This is a genomic window from Paenibacillus sp. MT86 (assembly GCF_058792535.1).
In genome coordinates this window covers 2888514-2915443 of record NZ_CM179499.1, presented here as the reverse complement: position 1 = coordinate 2915443, position 26930 = coordinate 2888514, and the positions used below count along the sequence as shown (strand labels likewise).

The window sequence follows — 26930 nt, the reverse complement described above, 5'->3', positions numbered from 1 at the left end:
AACTCGTATTCATTCGATGGTCAACTAATCCAAAGCCTATTTGGAATTCAAAAAGCTTACCCGTTATGTAACGGTGTAAGCTTTTTGTTATCCTATTATTCAGTTCGGCAGGAATCGGCATGAGTCCAATATCATGCCGATTCCGGTTCCAGCAAATAGCGAATCCGCTGTCCACACAATCTCCCTATTCGGCTGATTTCACCGAAAAAAACACCAGGGGTTGCGTCGCATTACCGACTCATCCATTAGGAAAACGCCATAGATACAGCTTTATTAAACCCCTTGGATTTGCGATACTAGAGGACACTGGTTCCGCTATTCCATTGTTTTTACCTATTTCATGGCATTATGCGGACAAGAGTTCCGCTATTGTCGGATTTAGCGTGGATTCGTCCGTGATTATGGTGCAATAACGGATCCTGTGTCCGCTTGATCACCATAATAGGCCCATTTCGGCGTAATAGCGGATCCTCTGTCCTCATGAGCTCCATTTGGGGCAATTTCCAGCAAGTAGCTGGGCCTTCTTTTGTGTACATGTGTTCAATTACAGGCCCATTCTAGCAGATAGAGATTCCTCTACTTCGATATGTGAGGTTAACGGACACTGGTTCCGCTATTCCATTGTTTTTACCTATTTCATGGCATTATGCGGACAAGAGATCCGCTATTGTCGGATTTAGCCTGAATTCGTCCGTGATTATTTTGCAATAACGGATCCTGTGTCCGCTTGATCACCATAATAGGCCCATTTCGGCGTAATAACGGATCCTCTGTCCTCATGAGCTCCATTTGGGGCATTTTCCAGCAAGTAGCTGGGCCTCTTCAATAAGCATGAGTCCAATATCGTACCAATACCAGTAAATAGCGAATCCTCTATCCACACAATCTCCCTATTCGGCTGATTTCACCAATATAGGGGTTGCGACGTATCACCGACTCACCCATTAGGTGTCCTCACAATCACCATAACAGTTTCACTCCAGCAGGCAGCGGTGCCCCCTCATTCTACATCTGCCCACTTAGTCTACATGTATCCAATTATAGGACCATTCCAGCATATAGCGAGCCTCCGCATCGTCCATCCGCTCGATCGATCCCCTGCTTAAGCCGCCATCTCCCGGCATGCCTTCGCACATCTGAAGCAGGCTTCCGCACATTCCTGACAGTGCTTAGCATCATGCTTCTTGCACTCGTTTCCGCAAGCTTCACAAACATCGGCACAGATCCTGCATATTTCTCTGGCATACATGCTGTTCGTGGACATGGCCTGAGCCGCAAAATTACATATATCCGCGCACTGTCGATCCAATCGTATGCATTCCTTCATCATTGCAACATCCTGCTCCTCCAAACATGCGGTGTAACAATGGTTACAAGCTACCATACAGCGCAAGCATTCCTCGATGCATTTTTGAAATGATTCGTGTGACATACAACATTCTCCTTTCGGTCTTAGCAATTATAGGATTACCTTGTACCAAGGTTGTATGTTATTAACCAAAACTTGTGAAGATTCAATGAGGATTTTTTGGAGCATCGAGTTGTCGAGCTTAAAGGTGTGATTAGATTAAAAAAGACGACTGCGCAGCAGCCGTCTCTCCTTTTTCATGATGCCATGAATGCACCATTTCCCGTTAATATACTTCGAGTTGGGCATTCATCGAACATCCCATTATTTTAGCCAGTCCTCACAGGAATCCGCCATTTTTTGCAAAGCTTGAAAGAACATGCTGGCATGGTAACCATCACACACCGCATGGTGCACCTGCATTGAAACCGGCAGCAGCATGCGCCCTCCCTGCTCGGCGTATTTGCCGCCCGTGATGATCGGCAGCAAATATTCTTTATCATGGGCAATATTCAGGTTGAACCCGCTAAACCTTGCCCAGGGGATCATGGATATGGGAAACGTATTGGGCGGTGGATTCTCCTTAACGAAGATCCCTTTGACATCCCGATAACGTTCCATGTCCTGCTCATATAGATCATGGAATCGATCAAAATCGTTCGCAAATTCAGTCCATAAGCTGGAGAAGGTATGATCATCCTTGTGAAAAAAAGTATAACTTGGCGTCATGGAATCCCAGTACCCCAGCTGCCCCCCTGGGCTATACGAGGTTTTGAATTCTGCGCGTTCATTGACAACCCGGGTCACCATGTAAATAAAAGCCGGGTAAAGCTTATACCCCCGAATCTTCAGTGCTTGAAGCAACAGCGTGATATCCGTGTCGACAGTCATGCTGTAGGTGCATTGATTTACGTTTGTGTAATGCTCGAAATACGGCAGTCTGTTCCACCGCTCGATATCAATGGTATGGAAATTCATTTATTTGCCCTCCTAAAATAAAATCGTTCTATTTCAGGAGGGTACATACACCGCTTTAACCACAAGCCATCACTCCAAAGTTTTATATATCCGTCAGCAAGCTCAACGATTACATCTAAAATCCCGTACGACTTTCACGCTATCATAGAAAAAGGCCGTGTTGAACGCTCATATTGTGTTGTGTCCCTATTATAAATCATCACGCTCTTAAAAAATAGAGAATGACAATCCATGCTCCCGCCTGCTTATGTACCTTTGAACTCAACTCAGCGCGTCTCGTCGACGGGATACGCTCTAAAGAAAAGGCTTCGCTCCTCAAGCAGAAGCTCAAGTCGCAAAGCCTTTATCCTTCCAATCTTAATGAATCACTTCCGGCAATTGGGTAAACAGCAGGTTTACCGGCAAATTGCTTCCCGGCGCAGCCGTCAGCATGATTTCAACCTTTTGCTCAAAATCGCCTGTACGGTAGAGAACCGCTTGCTCTCCTGGGGATACCTGGCCCAAGGAATAAATCGGTACGATCGTTCCGTTCATCATGGCATAACCCGAGTACTTGCCGCCCCGCGGGTTAAACGAGATCAGGGTATTCGGCGCTACGCGATCCAGCGTGATTTTATACAGGACCCCGAAGTTGCCGGTATTGTGCGTAATGTCTCCAACCATAGGATCCATGCCTTGCAGGTTAGGGTCATCCTGGTTGTCTCCAAGAACGAGACGCTGGGATTCTGCCCCCACCAGCTCGGAATAACGAATGATCCGCGTCGAATCCGGATAGGTGCCGCGGTTATGAACGCCATCGCGATCCAGGATCGGCAGCGTGCTCAGCACCTTCAACGGATCGGATTTTTCGTCAATCATTACGACGTCGAACTGGATCGGCAGGTCGCTATACATATCCGAGTACAGGGAAATGACATGCCCCTGCTTCATTCGAATGTCGCTCAGCTCCGTCATGACCAGCTTCTGTTCGCCAGGTGCAAGCGTTACGGAAGTTCGCTTCGAATCGTCCTGCATGGATTGGAAATAATTCAGCACGGACTTTTTGCCTGCTGCCGTCGCGATCGGCGATGGACCTGCAAATCCCAGGTAATCTTGTCTGAGCGTTACCGGAGTACTGTTCTTGTTAGTTGCAATCACGTACATCTTCACGTTTTTGTTCAGATTGTTCACGTGGTGAATCATGAAGCGCATGTCGCCTACCGCTGTCTCTTGATACACGATGCCCTCGCTGTTTACGGTTTCCGGGCTGTTACTGCGGATCAGCGTGCTTGGCTCGTCGTAAAAATCATAATTGATCTTCGGACGCGAAGTGACATTGCCGAGGAACGAGAATTTCTCTCCTTCCGGAATGAACAGCATATTGAAGTCGTCTTGCTCATACAACGTCTCGTTCGTTACGTTGATGGTCGTCTCGTAGGAGGAGCTAAGTCCCTTCTTATCGGTGACGGTCAACTTGATGGTATACACGCCAGGCGAGAAGAAGGCATACTCTTTGTTCTCCCACTTGTACGTCAGGTCCTCGTTCTTGTCCTGGTCGTCGTAGCTTTGATCCGTATAGGTGATCAGCTCGCCCATTTTATATTCCATCTTGTCGGTCTCGAACATGGCTACAGGCGGAAGGTTCGGCTGAACGACCGTAATCGTTTGGCTGTTTGGTTCACTCCAAGCTCCCGTCGAATCCTGAACCGAGTAAGTGACTATGTATTGACCTGGCGCATCAAATATATCTTGCTTGCCTTCCCAACGCTCGTCGATGATTTCACCTTGTACATTCTCAACCTGAGGTGTATAGGTAACTGTAGTCTGCCCTGCAAAGATCTCTTTAGGTCCTACCGTAAACTTGGCAACCGGCTTGCTTTCCAGACTCATGATGACGCGCTTGCCAACATTGTCCACTTTATATTGAATGTCCAGCGCTTGCGTGATGGCTGTCAGCGGAACCATGAAGGTGCTCTTGGTTTGGTAAGAGGTGCCTTTCATAGTTTTGGTTACGCCGTTGACGGTATACTTGCTGCTGTCCGTTTTGAAGCGGAGCTCATTGCTTCCTTTAGTGATAATCGTTTCTTTGGTCTTCTTATCGTAAGTGACCTTGAAGCCTACACGATCCACAAGGGCACGGATGGGAACATAGGATACTCCCTTCTTGACTTGCATCGGCTGCGGTGCATTGTAGGTAACGCCGTCTTGAACCATCTTCGTGCTATTAAAATAAAGAATAAGTTCCTTGCCCGTCACGGATGGCGTGTTATTCTGGTTATCCTGCCCTACCGTAGTCGTTCCCGGATCTTGGACTTCACCGGACTCCTCCACCGGCACTTCGGTCGTTCCTGTTTCGGTTGTACCTGTTTCAGTGGTTCCTGCTTCATCCGGCGCTTGAGTTCCTTCTGTCTCTGTCGTATCGGATGTCTCTTGAGCAGCGCCTGAAGCGTTTGTACCCCCGGATTTTAGTGATTTCGTTGCCGCTGAATTTTGCTCATACACTTCTTGGGTGACTGACGGTTGCGTTTGGTCTGCGGCATTGGCATCCGCGCTCGCCGGATAAGCTGCGGCCAATTGGGCAACAGCCAATACGGTTAGCAATGATCGTTTCTTCAGTTTCATTCCATAACTCCTTCTAATCCTTTTTGATATTTTAATGAGGTCATACTATTAGACGTAAATTTTGGTAAAAAAGTTTCTCTGAACTGTGAATAATATTTAAGATGATGTAGAACTTTGTTAAAAACCTATAAAAAATCCCGAAACAGCATCAACGCTGAAACGGGACTAATTGGTCACACGATAGAATTCATATAAATGTTCCTAGATTTCATAAATCCATTAACCTTCCTAAGGTTCCGATTCATCATCATTTTGGAATATACAATATAGGCATTGTAATCAACCGAGCTCATTGTTCGACGTTCAGATGCTCCTGCAAATTCGTAGCCGCAATAACCTTTCTCCCGCTTGCCGGGTCATATTTCCACAGATGAAGACCCGTATCTCCTGTCGGGACATGAATGTCGGTATGATAAGGAAGATTCAAGAAGCTCCGAAATAACATCGAGATCATCCCGCCGTGAGAAACAATGCAGACGCTTTTCAACTCGGGTTCGTTATCGAAGGTAGTAAACAGCTTGGACATGAATTGCTCGGCCCTTGCTCTGAGCTGCACTTCAGATTCTCCGCCTTTAATGGCATCATGCCGCTTCCTTCCGCCCAGGGGCAGAGGGTACTTTATCAATGCCTCTTCCCTTAACATACCCGCGATAACCCCATTATTTTGCTCCATCAAATCAGGATCATAGGTAACGGGTACTTTTGTCGTTTCGGCGATCATGATAGCGGTCTGCTTGGCCCGCTGAAGCGTGCTGGAAAAAATCGCATCCAACGCATATGCATGATGAATCCAATCCGCCAGCAGTCGTGCTTGCTGTTGACCGAGGTCTGTTAAAGCATAATCCGCCCATCCTTCACACCGATTCAGAATATCCGCTTCCGACTGTCCATGTCTGACAACTAGAATTTCAACCATATGCAGTCCCTCACTTACATCCTTCAGTGATTATTGTTTCTTGCCAACGGCGATCCAGCGCCCGTCCACATCCTCAAACACAAGCTCACGATTGTTATAATCCGTTATGGTTAACGGTCTGACAATCTTCACGTTCAATTCCATGAGCTCCTGCTCGATCTCTTGTAGTCCATACGCAACAAAATAGGCATCGTACCCGTAACCGTAACGGATTCGATTCGGCACGACCTCCACGTCTGTCATCGTTAATACGATTTCAATGGAATCCCTGTATAAGCACACATGCGGTTCGTCTGCATCAAGATAGTTCACGGCACGGAACCCGATTTCTTCATAAAATTGACTTGTCCTCTTGATATCAGATGTCGGAAAGATTTGCAGGCAATGGGAAAACCCTGTACTCATGGTCCTATCTCCTTATCTCATGTTCTAGCCCTCTTCGTAACGACTAAACTGCTTATCCTTCATTTCCCGTATATCCCGGATCGCTCATGTGACCGGATCTTCTCCCGGATCCCCAGAAATTGACGCGATGCCAAACAGATGAAGAATCGCTAAGTAGAATGGGTAAAGCGCCAATCCCGCTATGGCAATGAGTCCTGTTACAGGGCTGGGTTTGTCGGCCGGATTCGTGATCGGGAACCATGCAGCCGTAATGTAAACCAGCATCATGAAATAGGGAATCCATAAAATTAGAGCAAAAAAACTTGCTTTGCGACCGTTTAACCAATATCGGACCAGCTTCGGAACCCCCCAACCCGACAGAATGAATCCAGCAACGCAATAGACTAAGGTCAGCGCATTCACGTGATCCAGGTCCCACCCTGTCAATCTGCCAATCCGGTACACGTTGACCATCAGTTCAATCCCGGCAAAAGGGAACAGTGCATACAAAGCAGCCGCCATATTTAATCGAATGATGAAGTTCATCTCCATTCTCCTTGCACGCATTCAACTGTAGACGATATGCGGCAGGCAGCTTTATGAAATCAGCTCTTTAATCAAATACAAATTCAGATCATCATCCGCGCATACCATGTCGCCCGGCACCACAGGTTCGTTGTTGTACATGATCCCGTTGCCGTCCGGAATATAACCGCGCCGTACATAGATTCTTTGAGCCGCTCCATAGTCTCTGTATAATCCCACCCCGATGCCGATACGCGGCAGTTTCTTGCTCACGATGATCTCGAATTCTTCTATGATTCGATTGGCGATCCCGTTTCTTCGATACTCGGGAAACACGTTCAGATCATTGATTTCCGGAATGTTCTGATCCCGAAAATACGGATAAGCCGACTCATATTTCAAATGCGATACGCCGGCCAGCTCACCCTGTACAAAAGCCAACAACGTGATGCGTATGCCGATTTGGTTTTCAAATTCACAACGATCATAATACTCATCCGAGCGTTGTATCTTTTGCTGTTCAAATGTTTCTTTCCAAATACGTTTAAGGTCTGCGTTATCCAAAACTTTCAATGTAATGTCCATAGGGTTACCTCGCTGTTATGTATTGGTATGGTGAGTACCGTCAGCCTCTATTTTAATGCTTTTCCTTAACTTGGTAAATCATTCCGAAGCAATTGATGCATGAAATCAAAACGGCCAAGACGAATGTCCCGGCCGCTGCCCGATTTTTACCACAAATAACCCTGTTGCTAAGCAAAAAACTCGGTCTCTGCTACTTTCTGGCCGACATCAGCATAAACATCGGACGGTGACCTTCTTCCTCCCATTCGGGATGTGCCGCCAATTGTGCCTCAGAAGGACCCCAGTCCTCAACATGAGTTATGGTAAAGCCAAGCCCGATCAACATATTGAGATAGGTACCCATCGTCCGGTGCTGCTTAATTACGCCTTCGGCAAGCCAATTCGTTGTACGCGCTCCTTCTTGCTGGTAATGATCAACCGGCCAGGTTTGATGACCGCTAGGATGCTGAATCCATTCGGGACGGCTTGAAGCCGTATATATCGGATGCTCGACGGAGCATACCAGGCTTCCGCCGGGCTTAAGTGAACGGTGCACTTCCTTTAAGAGGCCCTGCAAGTTTTCAATATAATGAAATGCGAGCGAGCTATACACCAGATCATACTTTTCAGAATCCAGCTCCAGTGTCTCCAGATCCGCTTTGATATAGCTGATGTTGGAGTCCTGCGTTTCGGCCTTCCCCCGTGCCAGCATATTCTCGGATACGTCAACCCCGATCACTTTCTCGGCGCCGCCATGCTCCCTTGCCCATCGGCTGAACCAGCCGAACCCGCAGCCTAAATCAAGAACGCGGGCACCGCTCAGATCCGGCAGCATCGATCGCAGCGTTTCCCACTCGGGAGCGCCGTCCAAGCCATGAACGGAACGACTTAATTGGCTGTAACCCTGAAAGAATCCTTCATCATCATAAATGTTTTGCGTCATCACCGTTATAGCACTTCCTTGGTCTAGAATATCTCTCCTAAACTTACTTTCTTCATGCGTGGTTCTCAAGTTTATGTTTGTTTCTGCCTTAAACAGGATCAAACACCCATAAAAAAGCGATATCTGAAGATCGCCACCGATCCTTCAAATATCGCTGCATTCTAACTTTTCCTTCGTTCTGCCCGAATAATTCTTCGTATCGATTGCTCCGTTAAATAATAACGTTCAGACAAGGTACGAATGGAATCGCCCTTCATATGACACTTGAAAATGTTCCGATTCCGCTCGTCCAGATCTCGCTTGGCTCCGGTTTGTTCTCCCCAGCCCTTGCGGTTCTCCGACTTTCTGGGAATATAAATATAACTTCCATCAATATACTGCTGAATGGTTTTGATTACGTGTTCCGGCAAAATATGTTGTGCTTTTTCGTATTTCATACTCCTTGCCCCTATCTACATGGAATCGTGTAAATAGTGAGCAAAGCCAGCACAAATATAACAGCGGCTAATTCATGTTGGAAGTAGGCTCCGAACGATTTCTCTGCCCGTTATTTCCGTGCAGCTTTGCCCGGAGCCTGATTTAACCACTTGAACGGTCGTGCTCCTAACGTGAGCCATCATCATTTTCACCTCGCCCGATTGGATGATACAAAGTTCATACGCTTCCCTCTATTGTAACAAATTCGATTTCCTTTGTGTCAGGTTCGAATAACGAGATGACGAGTTCTCCCGATCCCACACCTACCCAGCAACCTAGTAGACTAACGAATGTAAAAAAAGCTTACTGGGCCGTTAAAATCAGCGGTCCATCCTTCGTGATAGCGATCGTATGCTCATATTGCGCCGACAGCTTGCCGTCGGCCGTTCTCGCCGTCCACTGATCGTCGTCGATCGTGATGCGGAACGTACCTTCGTTGATCATCGGTTCAATCGTAAACACCATGCCTTCCTTTAACCGAATGCCTTTGCCGGCTACGCCGACATGCTCGTAGTTCGGCTCCTCGTGCAGGCTCCGTCCGATCCCGTGCGCCAGCAGATCGCGCACGACCGAGAACCCGTTCGCTTCCGCATGCTGTTGAATCGCCGACGTTATATCGCCAAGCCGGCCCCCTGGGAGTGCCCGGGCGATCCCCAGATCCAGGCATTCCTTTGCCACCTTCATTATGTTTTGCGCCTCCGGCCGGATATTGCCCACTGGATAGCACCAGCACGAATCGCCGAACCATCCGCCGTATTCCACGACAATGTCGAGCTTCAGCAGGTCCCCATCCATCAGCGCCCGGTTCGAAGGAATGCCGTGGGCCACCACATCGTTGACCGATGTGCAGGTTTCGGCGGGGAAACCGTTGTACCCTTTCGTAAACTGCTTGCCGCCCAGCTTGGTGATGTGTCTGGCAACAAAGTCATTGATCTCCCGGGTGGTGATCCCGGGCTCGATCAGTTTGGCCACCTCGCGGTAGCAGTCCGCAACGATTTGGCTCGCCGGCTTCATCTCTTCGATTTCCTTAGGTGATTTTAAAATGATCATCTATGTTTATTCGCTCCTTATCAGCTCTATAGTTTTAAAAACCGCACGATATCCCTGGCCTCCTCGTGCAGCTTTCCGCGGCGAAGCGAGAGCGAGGCGCAGCCGACCAAGGCGGCCAGCAGCATTTCCGCGCGCTGCAGCCGATACGGCGGCTCCGCCGCGTTTGCGCCGGAAGCGGCAGCCTCGTTCGCCGCCCGCCCGGTTTCCAGCAGCGCGGCAAGCGGCACAAGCACCTCTCGGCGAAAGGCGGTCGTAAGCGGGGCCGAGCGCGCTTCAGGCAGCGCGGCAAAGCCCTCACCGGCCAGCTTATGCAGCAGGAATAGGGCGTGATCCTCCGCCCAAAGCTGCAGCAGCCGGACGCCGGCGGCGGCGACGGGGCCAAGCTCAGCGGCAGCAGCCGTTTCGAGGCTTGCGCTGCGGGGATCCGCGGCAGCCGAATTGCCGATGTCAGCCGCCGCAGCCAAGCCGAAAGGCCAGCCCACAGGCGCCTCTCCCGAAGCAGATGCGCGCGGGATCTCTGGCGGGACCTCCCGTTGAGCATCCGGCGAGACCTTCGGAGGGACATTCAGCGGGACCTCCAGCCATTTCCCGGCCCGCTCCAATGCGTCCCACAGCAGATCGTGAAGCAAATCGCCCTTATTGCTGTAATAATGGTATACCGTTCCATAGCCGAGTTCCGCCTGCGCAGCCACATCGCGGATTTCCAGTAAAGGCCCTTTATTCAAAAACACATCGGCAGCGGCTTTACGGATTTGCGCCAGACGCCGCAGCCGGATCTCTTCGTTTTGTTCCTTCGTCCGTGGAGTCATCTCGTCCGTTCACCTCTTTTGTTTTTTGACCTACTCTTATGTCAATATAAAACATCAGCTTGCGAATAACAAGAGTATAGCTGGAGGATTTGCGGTTCAGCCTAGAAATCGGTGCTTGACCACAGGTTAGCCTTAAACGCGCGGACCTGTTTAGAACATTGCTGCGCTAACGTTTCTCATGGCCTTAATCGGTTCCAAAACTCAAATCATGGTCACCAACAACCATTAGATATTTCCCCTCTTTTACGCACCCGCATACACTCTTCCGGCCAAGCACCGATTGATCGTTTCGGGCCGGAAATCCAGCTAATCCCCAGGCTGAGGCTAAAGCACGTTTTATTTCAGAATCTTAATACTAGGACCTTTCTCCTCTTTTAAACGTTCATTCCGGCCGGCGGACACCGAGCATGGTATACTCTTCCCAACCATTCAATGATTAAGGAGCCTGTACCGTGCTAAAAGAACGTATTGACTACTTGTGCAAGAAGAAAGGAATATCCCGCAAAGAGCTGGTTGAAGGATTCGTGACCACTGCCCACTTTGCGAACATCCTTGCCGAACGATATCCATTGCCCGAAGACCTTGCCGGGCATCTGGCGCAGCGCCTTCAAGTGTCTCCTTCCTACTTGGTGAAGGCAGGTAACACCGATCAAGATACGCTGGAGACCGCAAATCGCATTTTTGAAGAGCTTTCCCAAGCGGCTTCGCTTCTATCAGAAGAGCGTATCCACGATCTTCCGGATCGCCATGACTGTTTAACGGTGGAGCTCACCGTAGCTTTGATGAAAGCCGTTTATTACCAACAAGTGAATGATGCGGTATCCCATGATTACCTGCACCAGAACTATCTGAATTTTTACCTCGAGAAGTATGGGCGCCCCGATGAAGCCGAGCTCCCGCTGCCTGCGAAAAAAGCGATGCTTTTCTACAAAATCCAATTCTACCGGTCCAAAAACCGTTATCATGAGGCTTTAAGCCACGCGAACCGGTTAAGCGAATATGTGCGGGAAGGGACCGATTTATGGCTGACCACGCAAAACTTCAAGATGGAGGCCAGCATTTTTTTGAAGTTATACGACCAGGCCAAGCAGGTGTTTGAAGGAACGATGCGACGGGTTTATGAAGAACGGCTATTTCACCGCTTGACCGATCTGTACATCGCTTACAGCGGTTATTGTTACTCGATGGGATTGTATCAGGAAGCGCTAGTCACCCTGTCGATGGCGGAAGCCAATCTGGTGTATGCGGTAAACCAGGGAAATATGTTATCCACCATCATGAACAACCGGATCATCATGCTGACGATGCAGGGAGAGCATGAAAAAGCGGAGGAAGAAATCCGGCGCTTTGCGGAACTTCTCGAACGGGAATCGGCGGAGGTACGGGAGCAATTCCGTCCGATCCTATTGATTTACCGCTGCGAGTCGGCTGCGGCTCAAAAGCAATGGGGGCTATTAACCCAGTACATGCAAGAGCTCCAATCGTTGGAGCTGACAACGGATCAAGAGATGTCCGCATTTTTTTATCAATGCCAGCTCGCCTTGGCTCATGGACACCATGAAGAATTTATGGAGTATGCCCTGAAATGCCTGCCGTATTACGAATCCGCTCAGCTCACCATGCGACTAGAATCCTTATATGAAGCATTGGCGGCCGTATCGGAGGAATCAAGGAAGTACAAGGAGTCGACCGCCTATTATAAAAAGCTGGTCTACCTGCTTCGAAACAAATAATTCATGCGTTAGAAGGTCGAAACGACCAACTTCATTCGCAAAACTTTCATCATGACTTACCGTTCATTGGCTTTGCAACCGAATCAACCTGATTGAACCCTATGAATACCGCAAAAGTTTTTCCGAAACGAAGAGGTTCATTCCATCATATTGCCCGAAGTTTTGTTTCCTTGCGAAACCATTGTCGCCACAGCTCACCGAGGCTAACATTGAATTATAAATAATTCATCTAAGCGAGGTGCTCGATTATGGGATGGTTTAGCAAAAAGAAAAGTCCGCAGGATGCGCTGGAGAAAGCAGATCAAATGATGAACAAAGGTTTGACGGGCATGATGATGAAGGGTTTAGTGCCGAAAGAACATCGACACGCCATCAATCAAAGTCTGGAGCAAGCGAAACAGGCACAGATGGCAGCGACAGGCGCCCTTTCGTTAACGGCGACCGCCAACGTACGATCCATACGGGATACCGGAAAGCTGATCAATTTCGATCCCGTCGTCATCCTAGAACTGGATGTCACCGAGAACGGAGGAAAGCAATATACCAAAACGCTGGAAACGCTCGTATCGAAACTGCAAATTCCGAGAGCCGGTGATACCATCGGCCTCGCTCAGCATCCAGCCAATCCATCGGAACTGGTCTATATGGGGCTGATAAGCTGAATGCGCCACGTAAAAAGGACCTGAATCAGGTCCTTTTTGTTGTTATATGCCTGCAGCTTCCTGCAATTTTTCGTTCAACATTCGGAAGGCTTCGTGAATGCTCTCTTTTGGCGTCTTGCCGTACCTCTCCCCGATGTTGACTTCCGAATAACACTGATCTTCCCCTGCCTCGTTCAGATAAGCGACCAATCCGACCCCCGTCGCACGGTACACATCAATCAGGATCGGTTCCAGCTGTTCCTTGTCCATTTCAAAGTACACATGGAACATATTCGATACGGGCACGGCAGGCTTCGTCTTCACGCCTCGGCACTGGCCGAACATCGCTGCTAGCTCTTTGGCTTCTTCGTAATACCGGCCCATGCTGCCTATTCTTTCCGCATAATAATAATCTGAGCTGATAATATACGGGTAAAGACTGACCAGATCGCCGCCATGCCGTCTCTTCCACACTTTGGACTTTGCCGTGAAATCGGTCCCGCCGGCCAGAATGGCGCCGGCAATCCCGCCGATGCCTTTATAGAAAGATACATACACGCTGTCAAAAAGAGCACAGATTTCTGCAGCCGTTTTCTGATAATACGGTGTAATCTCGAACAATCTTGCCCCGTCCAGATGCAGCTTGATCTCTTGAGTACGGCAATAGGCCGAAATGGCCTCCAACTCCGCGTAATCAGGCAGCTGCCCTCCGATTTCACGCTGCGGCAATTCCAGAAGCAGACATGCAATGTCACGATCCAAACGCTGCACGTCCTCAAACGTAATCAAACGCTCCTGATCGCCAAGCAGAATCGGCTCGATATGATGCAGCTCTTTAAGCCCGTCCTCCTCGTGAATCTCCAAATGGCAAAGCGGGTGATACGCCACTCGCTTCAGATCCGCATCATCGCACCAGATCCGCAAAGCAATCTGCTGCGCCATCGTTCCGCTGGGAAAGAATACCGCCGATTCCTTATCCAGAACCTCTGCCATTCGCGTCTGAAACTCTTCGATGATGGCGCCCTTGCCGTATGTATCCCCCATCTGCGACCCATCCGCGCTGCGAAATGCCTCGAGCAGCACTTCAACATTCCTGCGGCTATGGCCAATCAATGGGTATGCTGTTTCGCCGTAAGCCTCGCCAAGCGATTTTCGCTGTTCTCCCATGTCGCAATAACTCCCCTTGTTCCATCGATTTTGAGCCTATTCTCTTTACATTGAATGAACCACCCTTTAAGCATACTAGATAAATGAGCAAGTGAAAAATAATTTGGATGACCTAACTTTTCGGAAAAACTTGACAACAGGAGCAGTCTGAAATAACATTTTATATGAGCATATGTTCATATTAAAATTTAATCGGCTTTTTGAATCATTCGTTCAACATTCTTAGGGTTTATCTGAAGGGAGTTTTCGATTATGCACCATCACAACCACCAGCACGGTCATGACCACAGTCACCATGATCACGCCCGCTCAGGGAATAAGAAAGGTCTTGCCATCGCCCTGATCATCACGCTCGGCATTATGATTCTAGAATTTGTGGGAGGCTTGCTTACCAACAGTCTGGCCCTGTTATCCGATTCCGGCCATATGCTAAGCGATGCCAGCGCTTTGCTGCTCAGTCTGGTCGCTTTATGGTTTGCCGCAAGGCCCTCATCGCCGAACAAGACCTACGGCTTTTACCGTTTCGAAATACTGGCAGCACTATTAAATGGCGTCGCCCTGTTTGTCATCGCCGGCTTTATCGTCTGGGAGGCGATTCAACGCTTTGATGACCCGCCGGCCGTTGCCAGCGGCAGCATGATGCTCATTGCATCCATCGGCTTGTTGGCTAATCTTTTGAGTGCATGGTCCTTGATGCGGATGGGCGACGTGAAGAACAATGTGAACCTGCGAAGCGCCTACCTCCATGTCATCGGCGATGCGCTTGGCTCCGTAGGTGCTATTGTCGCCGGGATTCTCATGATTGCATTTGGATGGTATATTGCAGATCCTATGATTTCCATTCTGGTTTCGATCCTGATCCTGAAAAGCGCCTGGAGAATTATACAGAACACCGTTCATATCCTGATGGAGGGTGCACCTGCAGCGATTAACCCTGATGAGGTAACGAAATCCCTGCTGTCCATTCCGGGAGTCACGGGCATCCATGATCTCCACATTTGGACGATTACGTCCAATTTCGACTCCTTGAGCTGCCATCTTGTCGTGAATGATGACGTGCCTGGTTATGAGATCCTTCAACAAGCGATTGATCTTCTGGAAAGTCGATTCCACATTGAGCATTCAACCATCCAGATTGAGAACAGCGCCATCGCTCATAAAGAATATAAAGTGTGATCTGGTTCCTGCGGTAGTCCTTCCGTTCATGAAAAGGGGAAATCCGGCTGCCGAGGTTTACACTTTTTACAAGCTCGGTTGACCTCCATAATGAGACTATCAAGACATTCTACGTAAGTTACCGCGAAATCCTGAATGTCTGATAGGGAGGTTGCCATGAATAACGATATATATACGCTGGAGAAGCTAAATGAATATCGTCAAGCACATTGGGACGAACTGGATCGTCAAGGAAGATTCATTATTCATGATGAGATCGGCGTTGGTGAATCGGAGTCAAATGCGAGGAATCGTCGACTTATCGATAAGCTTTACGGGTTCTTTCGAAAGCGGAGATCACGAAAAACCCATTCAAAATCCTTATAAGCCAAAAGAGCAAGCGCGGTTGTACGCGCTTGCTCTTTTTTACGGGAATCACGCCCGCCAGATCTGCTTAAAATCCAGCCATCCCAGATTATTAATGACGACTCCCTTGTAAGAAGGATGCAAACTTGCGAAGAATCTCGTATGAATCAGGAATGATACATGCGCTTCCTCCCGCAGCCTCTCCTCGATGTTCGATAAAATGCTCAACCGCTCCTCGCACCGTTCGCTGGCAAGCGCGTCATCGATGCATTCTTTTACCCAATCCTGCAGGGACGGATCCAGGAACTCTTTGACAATGCTGCCCTCCTGCTCGTAATTCTCGATGATGCATACTTCTTCGCCCGGAAGAACTAGGCCGTGCAAAATGCAGTCCATACTATTCACCACGTCGGGATGCAGCATGGTATCCATACGTATCTCCCGGATCATCAATGAAATCCCAACGGAAGCACACTGATTCTGGATCCATTCGGCATCCTTGATATGATTGGCCAGCGTTGCCATGATGACGGGGGAACCGTCGTAACCCGACTGCCTCAACAGCGACTTGGCGAACTCGGGATCATAACGGTCTTTGCGGTAAGGCGCTTGTTCATCCATAATGAACCCTCTGGCCGGATAAAGACGATTGTCGCCCAGCTCCCGGATCATCTCCGAACGGTTCAGGATCAGATTGAATGCGCGGCGAAATTCGACGGATTGAAACGGCCCCTGTTTTTTCATATTCCATGTAATCAAAGTCGTGCAGCCTTCGGAGGATTCTATGATATCCACAGCATGATGGTCGCCGCCATGACCGAATTGCTCCGAATCCTGCAGCAGCCGCTCCCAACTGACGTTGCAGTGCTCGGCATCTTCCGGCATCATAATGATTTGGATGCTGTCCAAATGCGGCCGCCCTTGATAATAGTGGGCATTCGCATGAATGGTCAGCCTTTCCTCGGTCCATTCCTCCACCTGGAAAGGCCCCGTTCCGACAGGAAGCCTCCAGAACTGTTCTTCATCCTGAATCAGCAGATGTTTAGGCACGATGGACATGCATATGGAACTGAGAAATCGGATGAAAATCCGATTCGGCTTATTCAGGATAAAACGGACCTCGCGGGGCGACACCGCCTCTACGCTGTGAAGTTCTCGCACGATCCAAGCATTCCGTCGATCCTGACCCAAGCGCTCCACCGTGAATTTCACGTCCTCTGCCGTTAATTCCTTGCCGTCATGGAACAGAATCCCTTTACGAAGATGAAACGTCCAGCTCGTTCCATCCTCGCTGCTCTCCCAATGATGCGCAATCACAGGCATGTATTGATCCTTTGCTTTATCGTATACCACCAATCGATCGAATATTTGCTGGATCATATGAGCTTGAAAACTGTAATAGCACTCGGCGGGGTCCAAGGTTTCGATCAGCCGATAAACCGGCAGCCGCAGCGAGTCCCTGGCTTCTTCCTCCCCTTCCTTCATCTCCTTGCAAAAGCCAAAATGCCCGTTCATCCACTCCACGTAGGAGTCGTTGGTCCGAATGCCTTGTCCGTAGGTACGAAGCAGCTCAAAGGCTTGCTTGTATTCCCCTTTTTCCGCGAGCTGCTGTGCCGCTTCCTGAAGCAGCTCTGCTTGATCCGCTTGAAAGGTCAGCTTGGACCGGTTTCCTCGCCCGCGTCCGGCTTTCCACAGAATCCAGCCCTTCTCTTCGAGCTTGCGCAAAACGAGCTTCGCGTTGCGCGACGTGCAATAAAGCGTGTCGGCAATCTGCTCAAGCGTCACTTCCGTAGCGGTATGGACTGGAGCGTTAACAGCAAGCTTCCGGTGCAGCATGAAAAATTGTTCGTACAGCATTGCGATCCGCTCCCCCCTTGGTAAAATCCAATACGTTTATTCTACTTGGAGATCGTTTCGAGCGCGAGTACCTTTTCGGTAGAAATCCATTATATTCAAAAAAGAACGGCTCCATTCCCCCTAAACCGTTAGCCTTAAACTGCACATCCTTGTTACATCACAGAAGCCCTTCGTTTCATATCAAGCCATCAAGTTCCGACATATGAACTCCTCCGCTTCCTTCAATTTTAATGTAAGCTCCATGCCGTCGGACATGTTCTTCAATCGAAGCACGCCGGCCGCCGCTTCATCTTCGCCGATCAGAATGGCATAAGGGATGCCTTCCGCCGAAGCTGAGGCTAAGGTCTTTTTCAATTTGCGCCGCTGGGTAGCCAATCGGGTACGAATCCCGCGATTCCGAAGTGCCGCAGCAGCCATCAATCCTTCCGGGACAGCTTCTCCTATCGGGATGACCACAACGTGTGGCCTGTTCGTTTCAACCACCCGGTCCCGAAGCATCTCCATGATGGATTCCATGCCGAACGAAAGCCCTACCGTCGGATATGCCATATCTTCCCGTCCAACAAGCTGCCCGATGATCGCGTCATATCTGCCGCCGCCGCCCAGGCTTGATCGAAAAGCATGGGATGCGTCATAAATTTCGTAAACGGTTCCCGTGTAAAACGACAAGCCCCGGGAAAGAAACGGATCAAATACGCAGACGTCCTGCAAACCGACACGCTGCAGCAGGCTTTGCAGGATTTGAACTTCGCGCGCGCCCCGCCCCGGCTCCAGGTTGTATGTTCTGGTAATCTGCTCGAACGTCGGTTCCTTGAGATCCACGAAACTCAGGACGCTGCGGCAAATTTCCGGATCAATCACCTTATCCGCGAGCTCTTTCCGAACCCCTTCCCTCCCGATCTTGTCCAGCTTATCCAGTGTCAACATGACGGATGAACTTAGGTCGGCCGGTACACCCATAGCTCCCAGGAGTTCACCCAGAAAGCCACGATTGTTCCACCTGAGGACGATCGGAATTTCAAGTCTTCGGAACACCTCGGCTGCGAGCTGCATCAGCTCCGCTTCCGCTTCCGGACCCGCAACCCCCACCACATCGACGTCGCACTGCAGAAACTCCCGCAATCTGCCCCTTTTGACGGGGCCGTCCCGAAATACCTTCCCCATCTCATATCGCTTGAATGGCTGGCTGATGCCTGGGTTCAGCGCGATCACCTTGGCGAACGGTATTGTCAGGTCGTAGCGCAACCCCAGCTGTCGCGCTCCCTGATCCGTCAGATGATACATCTCCTTGAGTATTTCTTCTCCTCCAGCATACTTGGAAGACAGCAGCTCCAATTCATTCAGGATGGTTGACTCCATCTCCGCGAAATCGTAACATTCAAACACTTCGCGTAGCGTCGATTGCACCTTTCTCCTTACAGCCTGTTCCTGTCCAAAATAATCATATGTCCCTTTTACGTTCTGCATCGCTGCTCATCCTTTCGTTCCGAGAAAATAAAAAACGCGCCGGACCTCATGGTCCCGCGCGCTTGGTATGCGGCAGGGAGGCCAACGCGAACAGCGTTAGCCCGCCCTGTAGATTTACAGGCGTGCTAACGCTGCTTGTGATGATGAAGTTGATTCGATTTGATGCTGTTCATGTCATAATCCCCTTCACTTTGAGCCATTGATTAAGGGGAATTATAGCGCAGCTGATCTATATATTCAAGGGCAATTCCTCTTAGATGGTTCGGGACCAATGGCGATGTGCCGCAATCGCATCAATGAAGGCTTGGCCGAACAGCTTCGAATCCTCATTCTCTTGAGCGACCACGATCCCTTCACCGCTCGCCGCCGGAAGCAGATTCATTCCTTCGGCGATGGCCGCGATCGGTTTGAAATGCTGATAAGCTTCCTTGATGAAGTCCAGCACCTTCTGCTCCGTCAGGAGCTCTGACACGCTTAGCGCCCCGCCCGCCACAAGCACCGCGTCGAATAACACGGAATCCGCCCCCAGGAGCGAATGTTTCACTTCCAGTTCTCCGCCGGATTTGCCTGTAATGACGCCAAGCTTCGGGCTGACCACTTCGGTGATGATGCCGGCTTGCTGAAGCTGCGCAAGCACGAACGGAAGCTCGTCCGTGAATCCATTGCCTGCAAGCACAGCTACCTTGCGCGTTAACGGGAGCTTCACGGTGTTCATCATGCTGAGAGCCGGAGAGGAGTCTTTGGAAGCGGAGCCGCTGGTTTGGGGAGGAATGGTTCCTAACCCTTCCGAAATTCTTGTCGCGAGTTCGCTGTCCACATTTGCAAACAGGTCGACGATCTGCTGGCGGATCTCCTTCCGCTGCACTTTGCCAAGCTCGAACTGGAATGCGGATACGATATGCTGCTTCTCCACCTCGGACATGCTGTTCCAGAACAAAGCCGCCTGGCTGAAGTGATCCTTGAAGCTGTCGCTTCGGGCTTGCACCTTGCGACCCTCTACCTTCTCGGTATAATGCTCGTAGCCGCCTCGTTCGGCTGGAACGGGCTTGGGCGTGTTGCCCGCAATGCCGTTCTTATGATAGCTGACCGGCCCCTTATTGATGGTCATGCGGTGCATCCCGTCCCGTTGGTTGTTATGAACCGGCGCAATTGGACGATTAATCGGAATTTCATGGAAATTCGGCCCGCCCAGACGGGACAGCTGCGTATCGGTATAGGAGAACAGACGTCCCTGCAGCAGCGGATCATTGGTAAAATCGATGCCGGGCACGACATGACCCGGATGGAATGCAATCTGTTCCGTCTCCGCAAAGAAATTATCCGTATTGCGATTAAGCGTCATTTTTCCGATGATTCTGACCGGAATGATCTCTTCCGGCCATATCTTCGTCGGATCGAGGATATCAAAATCAAAATTGAATTCCTCGTCCTCCCCGATCATTTGAACGCCAAATTCGAATTCCGGATAGTTCCCCGTGTCGATGGCATCCCATAGGTCGCGGCGGTTAAAGTCGGGATCCTTACCTGCCAGCTTCTGCGTTTCGTCCCACACGAGAGAATGAGTGCCCAGCACGGGCTTCCAGTGGAATTTCACAAAATGCGCCTTTCCTTCCTCGTTCACGAAACGGAAGGTATGCACGCCGAAGCCCTCCATCATTCGGAAGCTTCGCGGAAGCGAACGGTCGGACATCGCCCACATCACCATGTGCGCGCTTTCCGTGTTGTTAGCTACAAAATCCCAGAACGTATCGTGAGCGGACTGCGCCTGCGGAATCTCGTTATGGGGCTCGGGTTTTACCGCGTGAACGAAATCGGGAAACTTCATCGCATCCTGTACGAAGAATACAGGCATGTTGTTGCCAACCAGATCATAGTTGCCCTCTTCCGTATAAAATTTAGTTGCGAAACCGCGCACGTCCCGCACGGTATCGGCTGAGCCCCTGGAACCCGCCACCGTCGAGAACCGGACAAATACGGGCGTCACGACGGAAGGATCCTGCAGGAATTTGGCTTTGGTATAATCTTTCATCGATTCATATAACTGAAAATAACCATGGGCTCCAAAACCGCGGGCATGCACAATGCGCTCAGGAATTCGCTCATGGTCGAAATGCGTCATTTTCTCTCTGAAATGGAAGTCCTCCATTAACGTCGGACCGCGTTCGCCGGCCTTAAGCGAATGCTCGTCCTCAGAGACCGTAAGCCCCTGGTTCGTGGTCAAGTTCTTCCCGTCATTGTCTACCGTAAATTGTTCCAGCTGTTGGTCCTTGCTCGTCTTGTTGTTGCTGTTGTTGACATTCGAATTGGAATTTGAATTGTCCATGATCGGAACCTCCTGGTATGTAGTAGATGAGTCTCTGACAAGTGTTTCCCTTGGTAACAGGTCCGCTTGCGGACCCGACATCTAATTACCCTGCAATATGGAATACGAATCCAGTTTCATGCGACCTTCATAAAAAGCTCATGCAATCGAGCTGCAGGCTTAGCGCCGGGACATTCAACGTCTTTCCCTTGCCAATAAAAAAAGCAGCCTCCCTCTTCAAAAGGTCGGCCGCAATGTAAACTGTAATGGCTTAAATCCCTGTCAGTTTATCCGGATTTCTCACGATATAGATATCCTGCAGCAATCCATTCCGGATATTGAAGAAAACGACGCCCGTTACGTTCCCGGCTTGCCGGAAAACAACCCCGGTTTGATGGTTCAATTCCCTGACCTCGATCTCCGGCGCAACACCATCCTCCAGCAGTGCTTGGCGCAGAATGCCGCTAAGAAAATGGGCAACCCGCTCCCGGGTTTCGACCGGCCTTGCCGCCGCGATCACTTTACCGCCGCCGTCGGACAGAAGAACGGCATCGTCCGCCAGCAGGGACAGGACATGTTCGGCGTTTCCCTCGGACAGGGCCGTGAAGAATCGGTTTACCCATTCCTCCTCAACGGACCCTACGCCAATCAGGTCTTCCTCCGTGATCCCCATTTTTCCTCTTGCCCTGCTCATGAGCTTGCGGCAGTTGGCCTCGGTTTTATCGATCAGCCCGGCGATTTCCGGGTAATCGAATCCCAGCGCTTCCCGCAGGACGAATACGGCCCGCTCCGAGGGAGACAGCCGTTCGAGCAGAACCAGCATGGCATAAGAGAGCAGCTCTTGGTTCTCGACGGTCTCATAGGTCTCGCCATAGGATTCCGGAATCGGCTCGGGAAGCCAAGGACCGAAATACTGCTCTCTCCGATTTCTGGCTGACTTGATCTCGTCGAGACAGCGATTCGTCACCATTTTGCACAAATAGGCTTTGGGCTCCCGTATTTGTCCGATGGGAAGGCTTTGGACCTTCACGAACACATCCTGTACCGCATCCTCTGCATCCGTAACCGTTCCGGTCATTTGATACGCCAGATGAAACAGAAGACCCTTATACTGTTCATACAGCTCTAACATACCGTCTTTTCATCCTTTCAAGCAGGATCGTCCCTTATCTAACGAACCATGCTGGAATAATTCCACATGAACGATTTGACCTTGTAAGCCAGCTTTCCTGTGATCATCAGATCCATTCCCCAGGCACGTGACCACACCAGGCCGTGTCCGGGTCCCAATCCAACCGTATACCCTTCATTTACGCTCCTGTGCTTGGCGGCTGGGGTTCCGGTTACATCCGCCTGCACGATGCCGCCAAGCCGCGCCGCTTGCGGAATCGCTTCCTTGCATGTCATCCGGTCTGCGGCACCGCTTGCGGGATCGACCACATGCGCGCAATCGCCAATGCCGTATATTCCCGGCGCATCCTTGACACGGTAGCTTTCATCCACAACGATCTGCCCGTCCGCCGTCACGGGCAGCCCCAGGCTAAGCAGGGCAGGATTCGGAGCCAGACCAAGCGTCCACACCGTAAGGCCGACAGGGATGGGAGCTCCTTCAAGAAAATGAAGCTGCCCCTGTTCCTCCTTAAGCGCTCTTCTCCCCTGATGAAGGACTATGCCAAGCTCGGTTAGATATCGTTCAAGCTGTTTCCCTACTTTGGCAGGCCCTTCGAGGAACAAGCGATCCTGGGCATTGAACAGATGCACCCGAATATGTTCCGGGTCTAAACGTAGCTTATCCGCCTCAGCCCGCATCGCATGAATCAGCTCGGCCGACGTCTCGATTCCGGTAATGCCTGCACCGGCTACGGCAATACTCATCAGCCGCTGCTTCTCCTGCGCATCCGTTTCTGCTGCTGCAAGCCTAAGATTGGACTGCCAGCGTTCCCGGATACGTTCCGCCGCTTCCATGCCTGTCAGCGATATGCCGCCTTGTTCCGGTGCTGCCTGACGCACGACGCTTCCAATCGCCATCACAAGGACATCATACTCCATCCTATGCTCCTGCCCTCTGCCGTCTTCCAAGCTCAGCAGCTTGCTCTCCTTGTCAATGTTAGTCACCCTGCCCTGTATGAAGCGGGTGCCTTCCGGCATGACCTGTTCCCACGGGACGGTTATGCTTTCCCCACTTACGGCAGGGCGGAATAAAAGCACTTTCCGCACATGGGCGGAACCTTGATCGATAAGGAACAATCTTAGCTTTCTTCCGTTCAGCCCTTTCTGGCAGCCTTTATGAATGGCTTTGAGGGCATGTATGCCGGCAAAGCCTCCCCCTACGACAACGCATGTGAAATCCTTTATCAATACAACCCATCTCCTTTGGTTTATGCGATTTGCACATAACACGAGGAGGGGGCTGCTTTTGTGACATGACCGCCAACCTTTTTTAAGGAAACCGGCTGCTCTTCATCAGCAAGCCCCATAAAAACTCTCTTTGCTGTCCGATTCATCCTTAAAATCATGCCAATATGTCCGCTAATTCAGCTTCACACGGCCCGATATCTCGACGAGGCGACGTATTCCCTCATCCAGCTGAACTTCGCTGATATAAGAGTAACTAAGCCTGATCCACGATTCCATCCGATCCAGCGGATCGCATATCCGTCCAGGAACAAACGCTACCGATTCCGCCAGGCATTGCTGCAATAACGCATCCACGTTGATCGTTTCCGGCAGCCGTACCCATAGATTCAAGCCGCCTCCCGGGCTGCTCCAGCTCCAATCCGTAGCCGCCAGCAGGTTCTCCATCCTCACTTTTCGAAGCTCCAGCGCAATCCGAAGCTTGGCCACATGCTCCTGCAGCCTGCTGGAGAAGAAATAATGCTGAAAAATCTTTTGCGTCAACAAGGGCGTACCGTTGTCCGAAAGCGCCTTGACCGGTACGATTACCTTCATCAGCTCCGGACGTGCGGCCAGGACCGATATCCGCAGGCCAGGGGCAACGTATTTGCTGAAGCTTCGAATATGAATGACGTAACCCTCGGTATCGTAATAAAAAAAGGGCAGCGGCGGCGGATCTCCAAAATAAATGTCGTGATAAACCTCATCCTCCACCAGAATGCATTCATATCGTTCGGCTAGTTCAACCAGCGCCTTGCGCTGCGTTACCGGTACCGTATATCCTGTCGGGTTTTGAAACGTCGGGTTCATGTAGAACAGCTTCGGCTTCTCCGTCCGCATCATATATTCGATATGTTCCAGGTCGTATCCTTGCGGCGTAATCTCGATGGGGAGCAGACTGACATTTTGCTGAACAAAAACATCAATCGCCGGGCTGTATGTCGGCCGTTCGATCAATACAGCATCTCCGCTTTTGACGAGCGAACGCGAAATCAGATCAATCGCTTGCTGGGATCCCGTCGTAATCAGCAGTTCTTCCGGATGAACCGCTATGCCCTGCTTCTCCATGAAATACCGGGCCATTTCCTCGCGCAGCTCCAAATCTCCGGACACCGAAGAATAAGTGCTTAATACCTTCGGATACATGTCAAACACTTGTTTGACGTGGTTGGACAAGAATGCATTCGGCAGCAGCGCAGGATCGATGAGCGCTTCCGACATCTGGTAATCGACCTGATGCCTGTGAATGTCGGACAAGCGGCTGCGATTGACGTACAGCGATCTGGCCTGATATTCCCAAGGCGGGCTGAATGCAAGGGGTTCCGCCGAAACGTCTTCTGCCTTACTCGCCACAAAATACCCTGATTTATATTTCACTTCCACGATGCCATCCTCTAACAGCTGCTGATAAGCCTTCAACACCGTTAATCGATGAACCTTCAAACGCTCCGCCATGACCCTAACCGACGGCAGCTTGTCAGACTCCTTCCACTCCCCTGTTGCAATGCCTTTTTTAATGGTGTCGTAAACCAGCTGCTGCAATGACCCTTTTCCTGCCTTTTCATCCATCATCGAAAGCTTCATCCGTTCTTTCCCCCTGACCTATTTGCAGGCGTATCTGTTCTATCAGACCCAAGTCTGTTCTATTAACTACCTATTATAGTATAGAAAAAGGAGGATGCAGCATGATTATTTTTAACTACTTATTAATGTGCGCCATTTTCAGCACCACGTTTCTCGCGATCAAAATCGGCGTGGAGGCTGGGCTGCCGCCTTTTCTCTCGGCGGGGCTTCGATTTCTTCTGGCGGGCGCCTTCATCTTCCTGTGGATGATATTGCAGCGCAAGGCAAAACCGAGCCTGCTCTTGCGCAAGGAATTCCTTCTGATCGGGATGACCAGCACGTTTCTGACGTTTGCGACGCTGTATTGGGCCGAGCAGCATGTAGCTTCTGGCATTGCCGCCATTCTGTCGGCTACGGGCCCCATGATGATCCTGATGATTCAATCCGTTGTCATGCGGAAGAAAGCCCGGCGCAGCGATTACTGGGGCTGCGCGGTCGGATTTGCGGGCGTGTGCGTGCTCATCATGCCCAAGCTGGCGATCGGGAGCGACCTCATCTGGATTCTGAGCTGCATGGTCATCCTTATAGGCGAAATCGGTTACAGCGTGGGCTCGCTTGCTACCCGCAAACTGTCCTTTGACATGCCGGATATCTCGCCGATTACGATCAATGCGGTGCAGATGATGCATGGGGGCTTGGCTTTATTGCTTCTATCCTTGTTCAGTGAACGCGGGCAATGGACTGGGCTGACAACGATGCCGGCCATAGGATCCGTCTTATATTTGACAATCGTCGGCTCGATGCTGGGCCATAGCCTGTATGCCTGGCTGCTAAAAGCGACGAATGCCTTTTTCCCGTCCACCTGGCTCTTCGTGTCGCCGATCATCGCGCTGGGACTCGGTGCATTTCTGTACGGCGAAACGATTTCACTTTATTCGGTCCTAGGCAGTTTGTTCATTATCGGCGGGATTCTGATCGTGAATCTGCCTGAGCTCCGGACACGTTTCATGTCGCGCCGCATGGCATCAAGCTCAGGATAAAGCGTGGCATGGTTCCCCGAATGAATGGACAAACGGAAACGGCTGCGACCCGTAATTCTCGTTACGTGTCGCAGCCGTTATGCTATGCGTTCGTTCCTATTGTTATGTTACGATTCCTAATCCACTTTGGCACGATAAGCATCCGCGGTCAGCAGTTTGCCTAGCGCTTCGTCCAGATCGCCTTCCACCTCTACCTCCATAATCCATCCGCCTTCATACGGCTCTCCGTTCACAAGCTCAGGCTGGTCTTCCAAGGAGGTATTCACTTTCGTAATGGTTCCGGAAACAGGGGAATACAGCTCCGAAACGGTTTTGACCGACTCAATGGTGCCGATGCTATCGCCTGCGGAAACCGCAGCGCCCGTCTCGGGAAGCTCTACGAATACGATATCGCCCAGCTGGCACTGCGCATGATCGGAAATACCGACGCGCACCACATTCCCATCAACCCTCAATGCCCATTCATGATCGTCGCTGTACACCAAATTCTCTCTGATTTCGCTCATTTTCGAATACTCCTCTTTTCTTAAAAAATGAAATTAAGGTGAATGAAAAAAAGGACGCGAAAAAAGGCTTTCGCCTTCTCTCTGTCCTCGGTACCTGAGAGTTTGTGATCGGCCGCCTCTTAACGGTTCGATCTTTCCCCTTGG

Annotated in this window: 23 protein-coding genes; 4 read left to right on the top strand and 19 right to left on the bottom strand. The window is 50.5% G+C overall.

The features are described 5' to 3' along the window. Window positions 1-1102: 1102 nt before the first annotated feature. The 11 genes from AC3RCL_RS12910 to AC3RCL_RS12860 all read right to left on the bottom strand — a co-directional run bounded on the left by AC3RCL_RS12910 (window position 1103) and on the right by AC3RCL_RS12860 (window position 10595). The gene (locus AC3RCL_RS12910; protein WP_015735831.1) at window positions 1103-1432 is read right to left on the bottom strand and encodes a four-helix bundle copper-binding protein; all 330 of its coding nucleotides are present in this window, start codon (window positions 1430-1432) and stop codon (window positions 1103-1105) included. Window positions 1433-1672: 240 nt separating this feature from the next. Then, on the bottom strand, window positions 1673-2326 hold the full coding sequence (gene catA, locus AC3RCL_RS12905) for a type A chloramphenicol O-acetyltransferase (RefSeq protein ID WP_277746153.1): 654 nt from the start codon (window positions 2324-2326) through the stop codon (window positions 1673-1675). A gap of 357 nt (window positions 2327-2683) precedes the next feature. After that, a complete protein-coding gene (locus tag AC3RCL_RS12900; protein ID WP_492535608.1) occupies window positions 2684-4927 on the bottom strand; it encodes a stalk domain-containing protein in 2244 nt (747 codons plus the stop codon). A gap of 289 nt (window positions 4928-5216) precedes the next feature. Beyond that, a complete protein-coding gene (locus tag AC3RCL_RS12895; protein ID WP_213578949.1) occupies window positions 5217-5843 on the bottom strand; it encodes a histidine phosphatase family protein in 627 nt (208 codons plus the stop codon). Window positions 5844-5873: 30 nt separating this feature from the next. Then, the gene (locus AC3RCL_RS12890) at window positions 5874-6248 is read right to left on the bottom strand and encodes a VOC family protein (RefSeq protein WP_492535606.1); all 375 of its coding nucleotides are present in this window, start codon (window positions 6246-6248) and stop codon (window positions 5874-5876) included. 84 nt (window positions 6249-6332) lie between these two features. Next, entirely contained in the window at window positions 6333-6773 is a 441-nt protein-coding gene (locus tag AC3RCL_RS12885) for a hypothetical protein (RefSeq protein WP_486047193.1), read from the bottom strand. A gap of 51 nt (window positions 6774-6824) precedes the next feature. Further along, the gene (locus AC3RCL_RS12880) at window positions 6825-7337 is read right to left on the bottom strand and encodes a GNAT family N-acetyltransferase (RefSeq protein WP_036660828.1); all 513 of its coding nucleotides are present in this window, start codon (window positions 7335-7337) and stop codon (window positions 6825-6827) included. 190 nt (window positions 7338-7527) lie between these two features. Beyond that, complete coding sequence (locus AC3RCL_RS12875; RefSeq protein WP_492536334.1) at window positions 7528-8259, bottom strand: class I SAM-dependent methyltransferase; 732 nt, start codon at window positions 8257-8259, stop codon at window positions 7528-7530. Window positions 8260-8420: 161 nt separating this feature from the next. Beyond that, on the bottom strand, window positions 8421-8696 hold the full coding sequence (locus tag AC3RCL_RS12870) for a CD3324 family protein (protein WP_015735839.1): 276 nt from the start codon (window positions 8694-8696) through the stop codon (window positions 8421-8423). Between the two features lie 343 nt (window positions 8697-9039). After that, window positions 9040-9786 carry a type I methionyl aminopeptidase gene (gene map / locus AC3RCL_RS12865; RefSeq protein WP_452515517.1) on the bottom strand — a complete coding sequence of 249 codons (747 nt, stop codon included), beginning with the start codon at window positions 9784-9786 and terminating at the stop codon, window positions 9040-9042. A 26-nt stretch (window positions 9787-9812) separates the two neighbouring features. After that, on the bottom strand, window positions 9813-10595 hold the full coding sequence (locus AC3RCL_RS12860) for a TetR/AcrR family transcriptional regulator (protein WP_492535603.1): 783 nt from the start codon (window positions 10593-10595) through the stop codon (window positions 9813-9815). A gap of 452 nt (window positions 10596-11047) precedes the next feature. Between AC3RCL_RS12860 and AC3RCL_RS12855 the strand changes: the two genes are divergently transcribed. Together AC3RCL_RS12855 and AC3RCL_RS12850 are read left to right on the top strand one after the other, a co-directional pair. Then, window positions 11048-12328: an XRE family transcriptional regulator gene (locus AC3RCL_RS12855; RefSeq protein ID WP_492535601.1), complete on the top strand. Its 1281-nt coding sequence runs from the start codon at window positions 11048-11050 to the stop codon at window positions 12326-12328. Window positions 12329-12576: 248 nt separating this feature from the next. Continuing rightward, complete coding sequence (locus AC3RCL_RS12850; RefSeq protein ID WP_096774143.1) at window positions 12577-12990, top strand: hypothetical protein; 414 nt, start codon at window positions 12577-12579, stop codon at window positions 12988-12990. A gap of 42 nt (window positions 12991-13032) precedes the next feature. On the opposite strand, the gene AC3RCL_RS12845 is transcribed toward AC3RCL_RS12850, so the two are convergent. Continuing rightward, a complete protein-coding gene (locus AC3RCL_RS12845) occupies window positions 13033-14136 on the bottom strand; it encodes a threonine aldolase family protein (protein ID WP_492535599.1) in 1104 nt (367 codons plus the stop codon). Between the two features lie 252 nt (window positions 14137-14388). Here AC3RCL_RS12845 and AC3RCL_RS12840 point away from each other — a divergent pair, with 252 nt between their 5' ends. Next, the gene (locus AC3RCL_RS12840) at window positions 14389-15312 is read left to right on the top strand and encodes a cation diffusion facilitator family transporter (RefSeq protein WP_096774145.1); all 924 of its coding nucleotides are present in this window, start codon (window positions 14389-14391) and stop codon (window positions 15310-15312) included. Window positions 15313-15726: 414 nt separating this feature from the next. Here the strand turns inward: AC3RCL_RS12840 and AC3RCL_RS12835 are convergent, their stop codons facing one another. The 6 genes from AC3RCL_RS12835 to AC3RCL_RS12810 form a co-directional block, all read right to left on the bottom strand. Further along, on the bottom strand, window positions 15727-17514 hold the full coding sequence (locus tag AC3RCL_RS12835; protein WP_492535597.1) for an ABC transporter substrate-binding protein: 1788 nt from the start codon (window positions 17512-17514) through the stop codon (window positions 15727-15729). A 180-nt stretch (window positions 17515-17694) separates the two neighbouring features. Next, the gene (locus AC3RCL_RS12830; protein ID WP_492535595.1) at window positions 17695-18981 is read right to left on the bottom strand and encodes a histidine--tRNA ligase; all 1287 of its coding nucleotides are present in this window, start codon (window positions 18979-18981) and stop codon (window positions 17695-17697) included. A 253-nt stretch (window positions 18982-19234) separates the two neighbouring features. Continuing rightward, complete coding sequence (locus AC3RCL_RS12825) at window positions 19235-21304, bottom strand: catalase (protein WP_192571552.1); 2070 nt, start codon at window positions 21302-21304, stop codon at window positions 19235-19237. 250 nt (window positions 21305-21554) lie between these two features. Then, a complete protein-coding gene (locus AC3RCL_RS12820) occupies window positions 21555-22415 on the bottom strand; it encodes an RNA polymerase sigma-70 factor (protein WP_492535593.1) in 861 nt (286 codons plus the stop codon). Window positions 22416-22453: 38 nt separating this feature from the next. Then, the gene (locus tag AC3RCL_RS12815; RefSeq protein ID WP_492535591.1) at window positions 22454-23641 is read right to left on the bottom strand and encodes an NAD(P)/FAD-dependent oxidoreductase; all 1188 of its coding nucleotides are present in this window, start codon (window positions 23639-23641) and stop codon (window positions 22454-22456) included. Window positions 23642-23812: 171 nt separating this feature from the next. Beyond that, window positions 23813-25261, bottom strand: coding sequence for an aminotransferase-like domain-containing protein (locus AC3RCL_RS12810; protein WP_492535589.1), 1449 nt, complete (start codon window positions 25259-25261; stop codon window positions 23813-23815). Between the two features lie 101 nt (window positions 25262-25362). Here AC3RCL_RS12810 and AC3RCL_RS12805 point away from each other — a divergent pair, with 101 nt between their 5' ends. Then, a complete protein-coding gene (locus AC3RCL_RS12805) occupies window positions 25363-26280 on the top strand; it encodes a DMT family transporter (protein WP_096774153.1) in 918 nt (305 codons plus the stop codon). Window positions 26281-26396: 116 nt separating this feature from the next. On the opposite strand, the gene gcvH is transcribed toward AC3RCL_RS12805, so the two are convergent. Continuing rightward, entirely contained in the window at window positions 26397-26786 is a 390-nt protein-coding gene (gcvH, locus tag AC3RCL_RS12800; RefSeq protein ID WP_036660848.1) for a glycine cleavage system protein GcvH, read from the bottom strand. Between the last annotated feature and the right edge of the window lie 144 nt (window positions 26787-26930).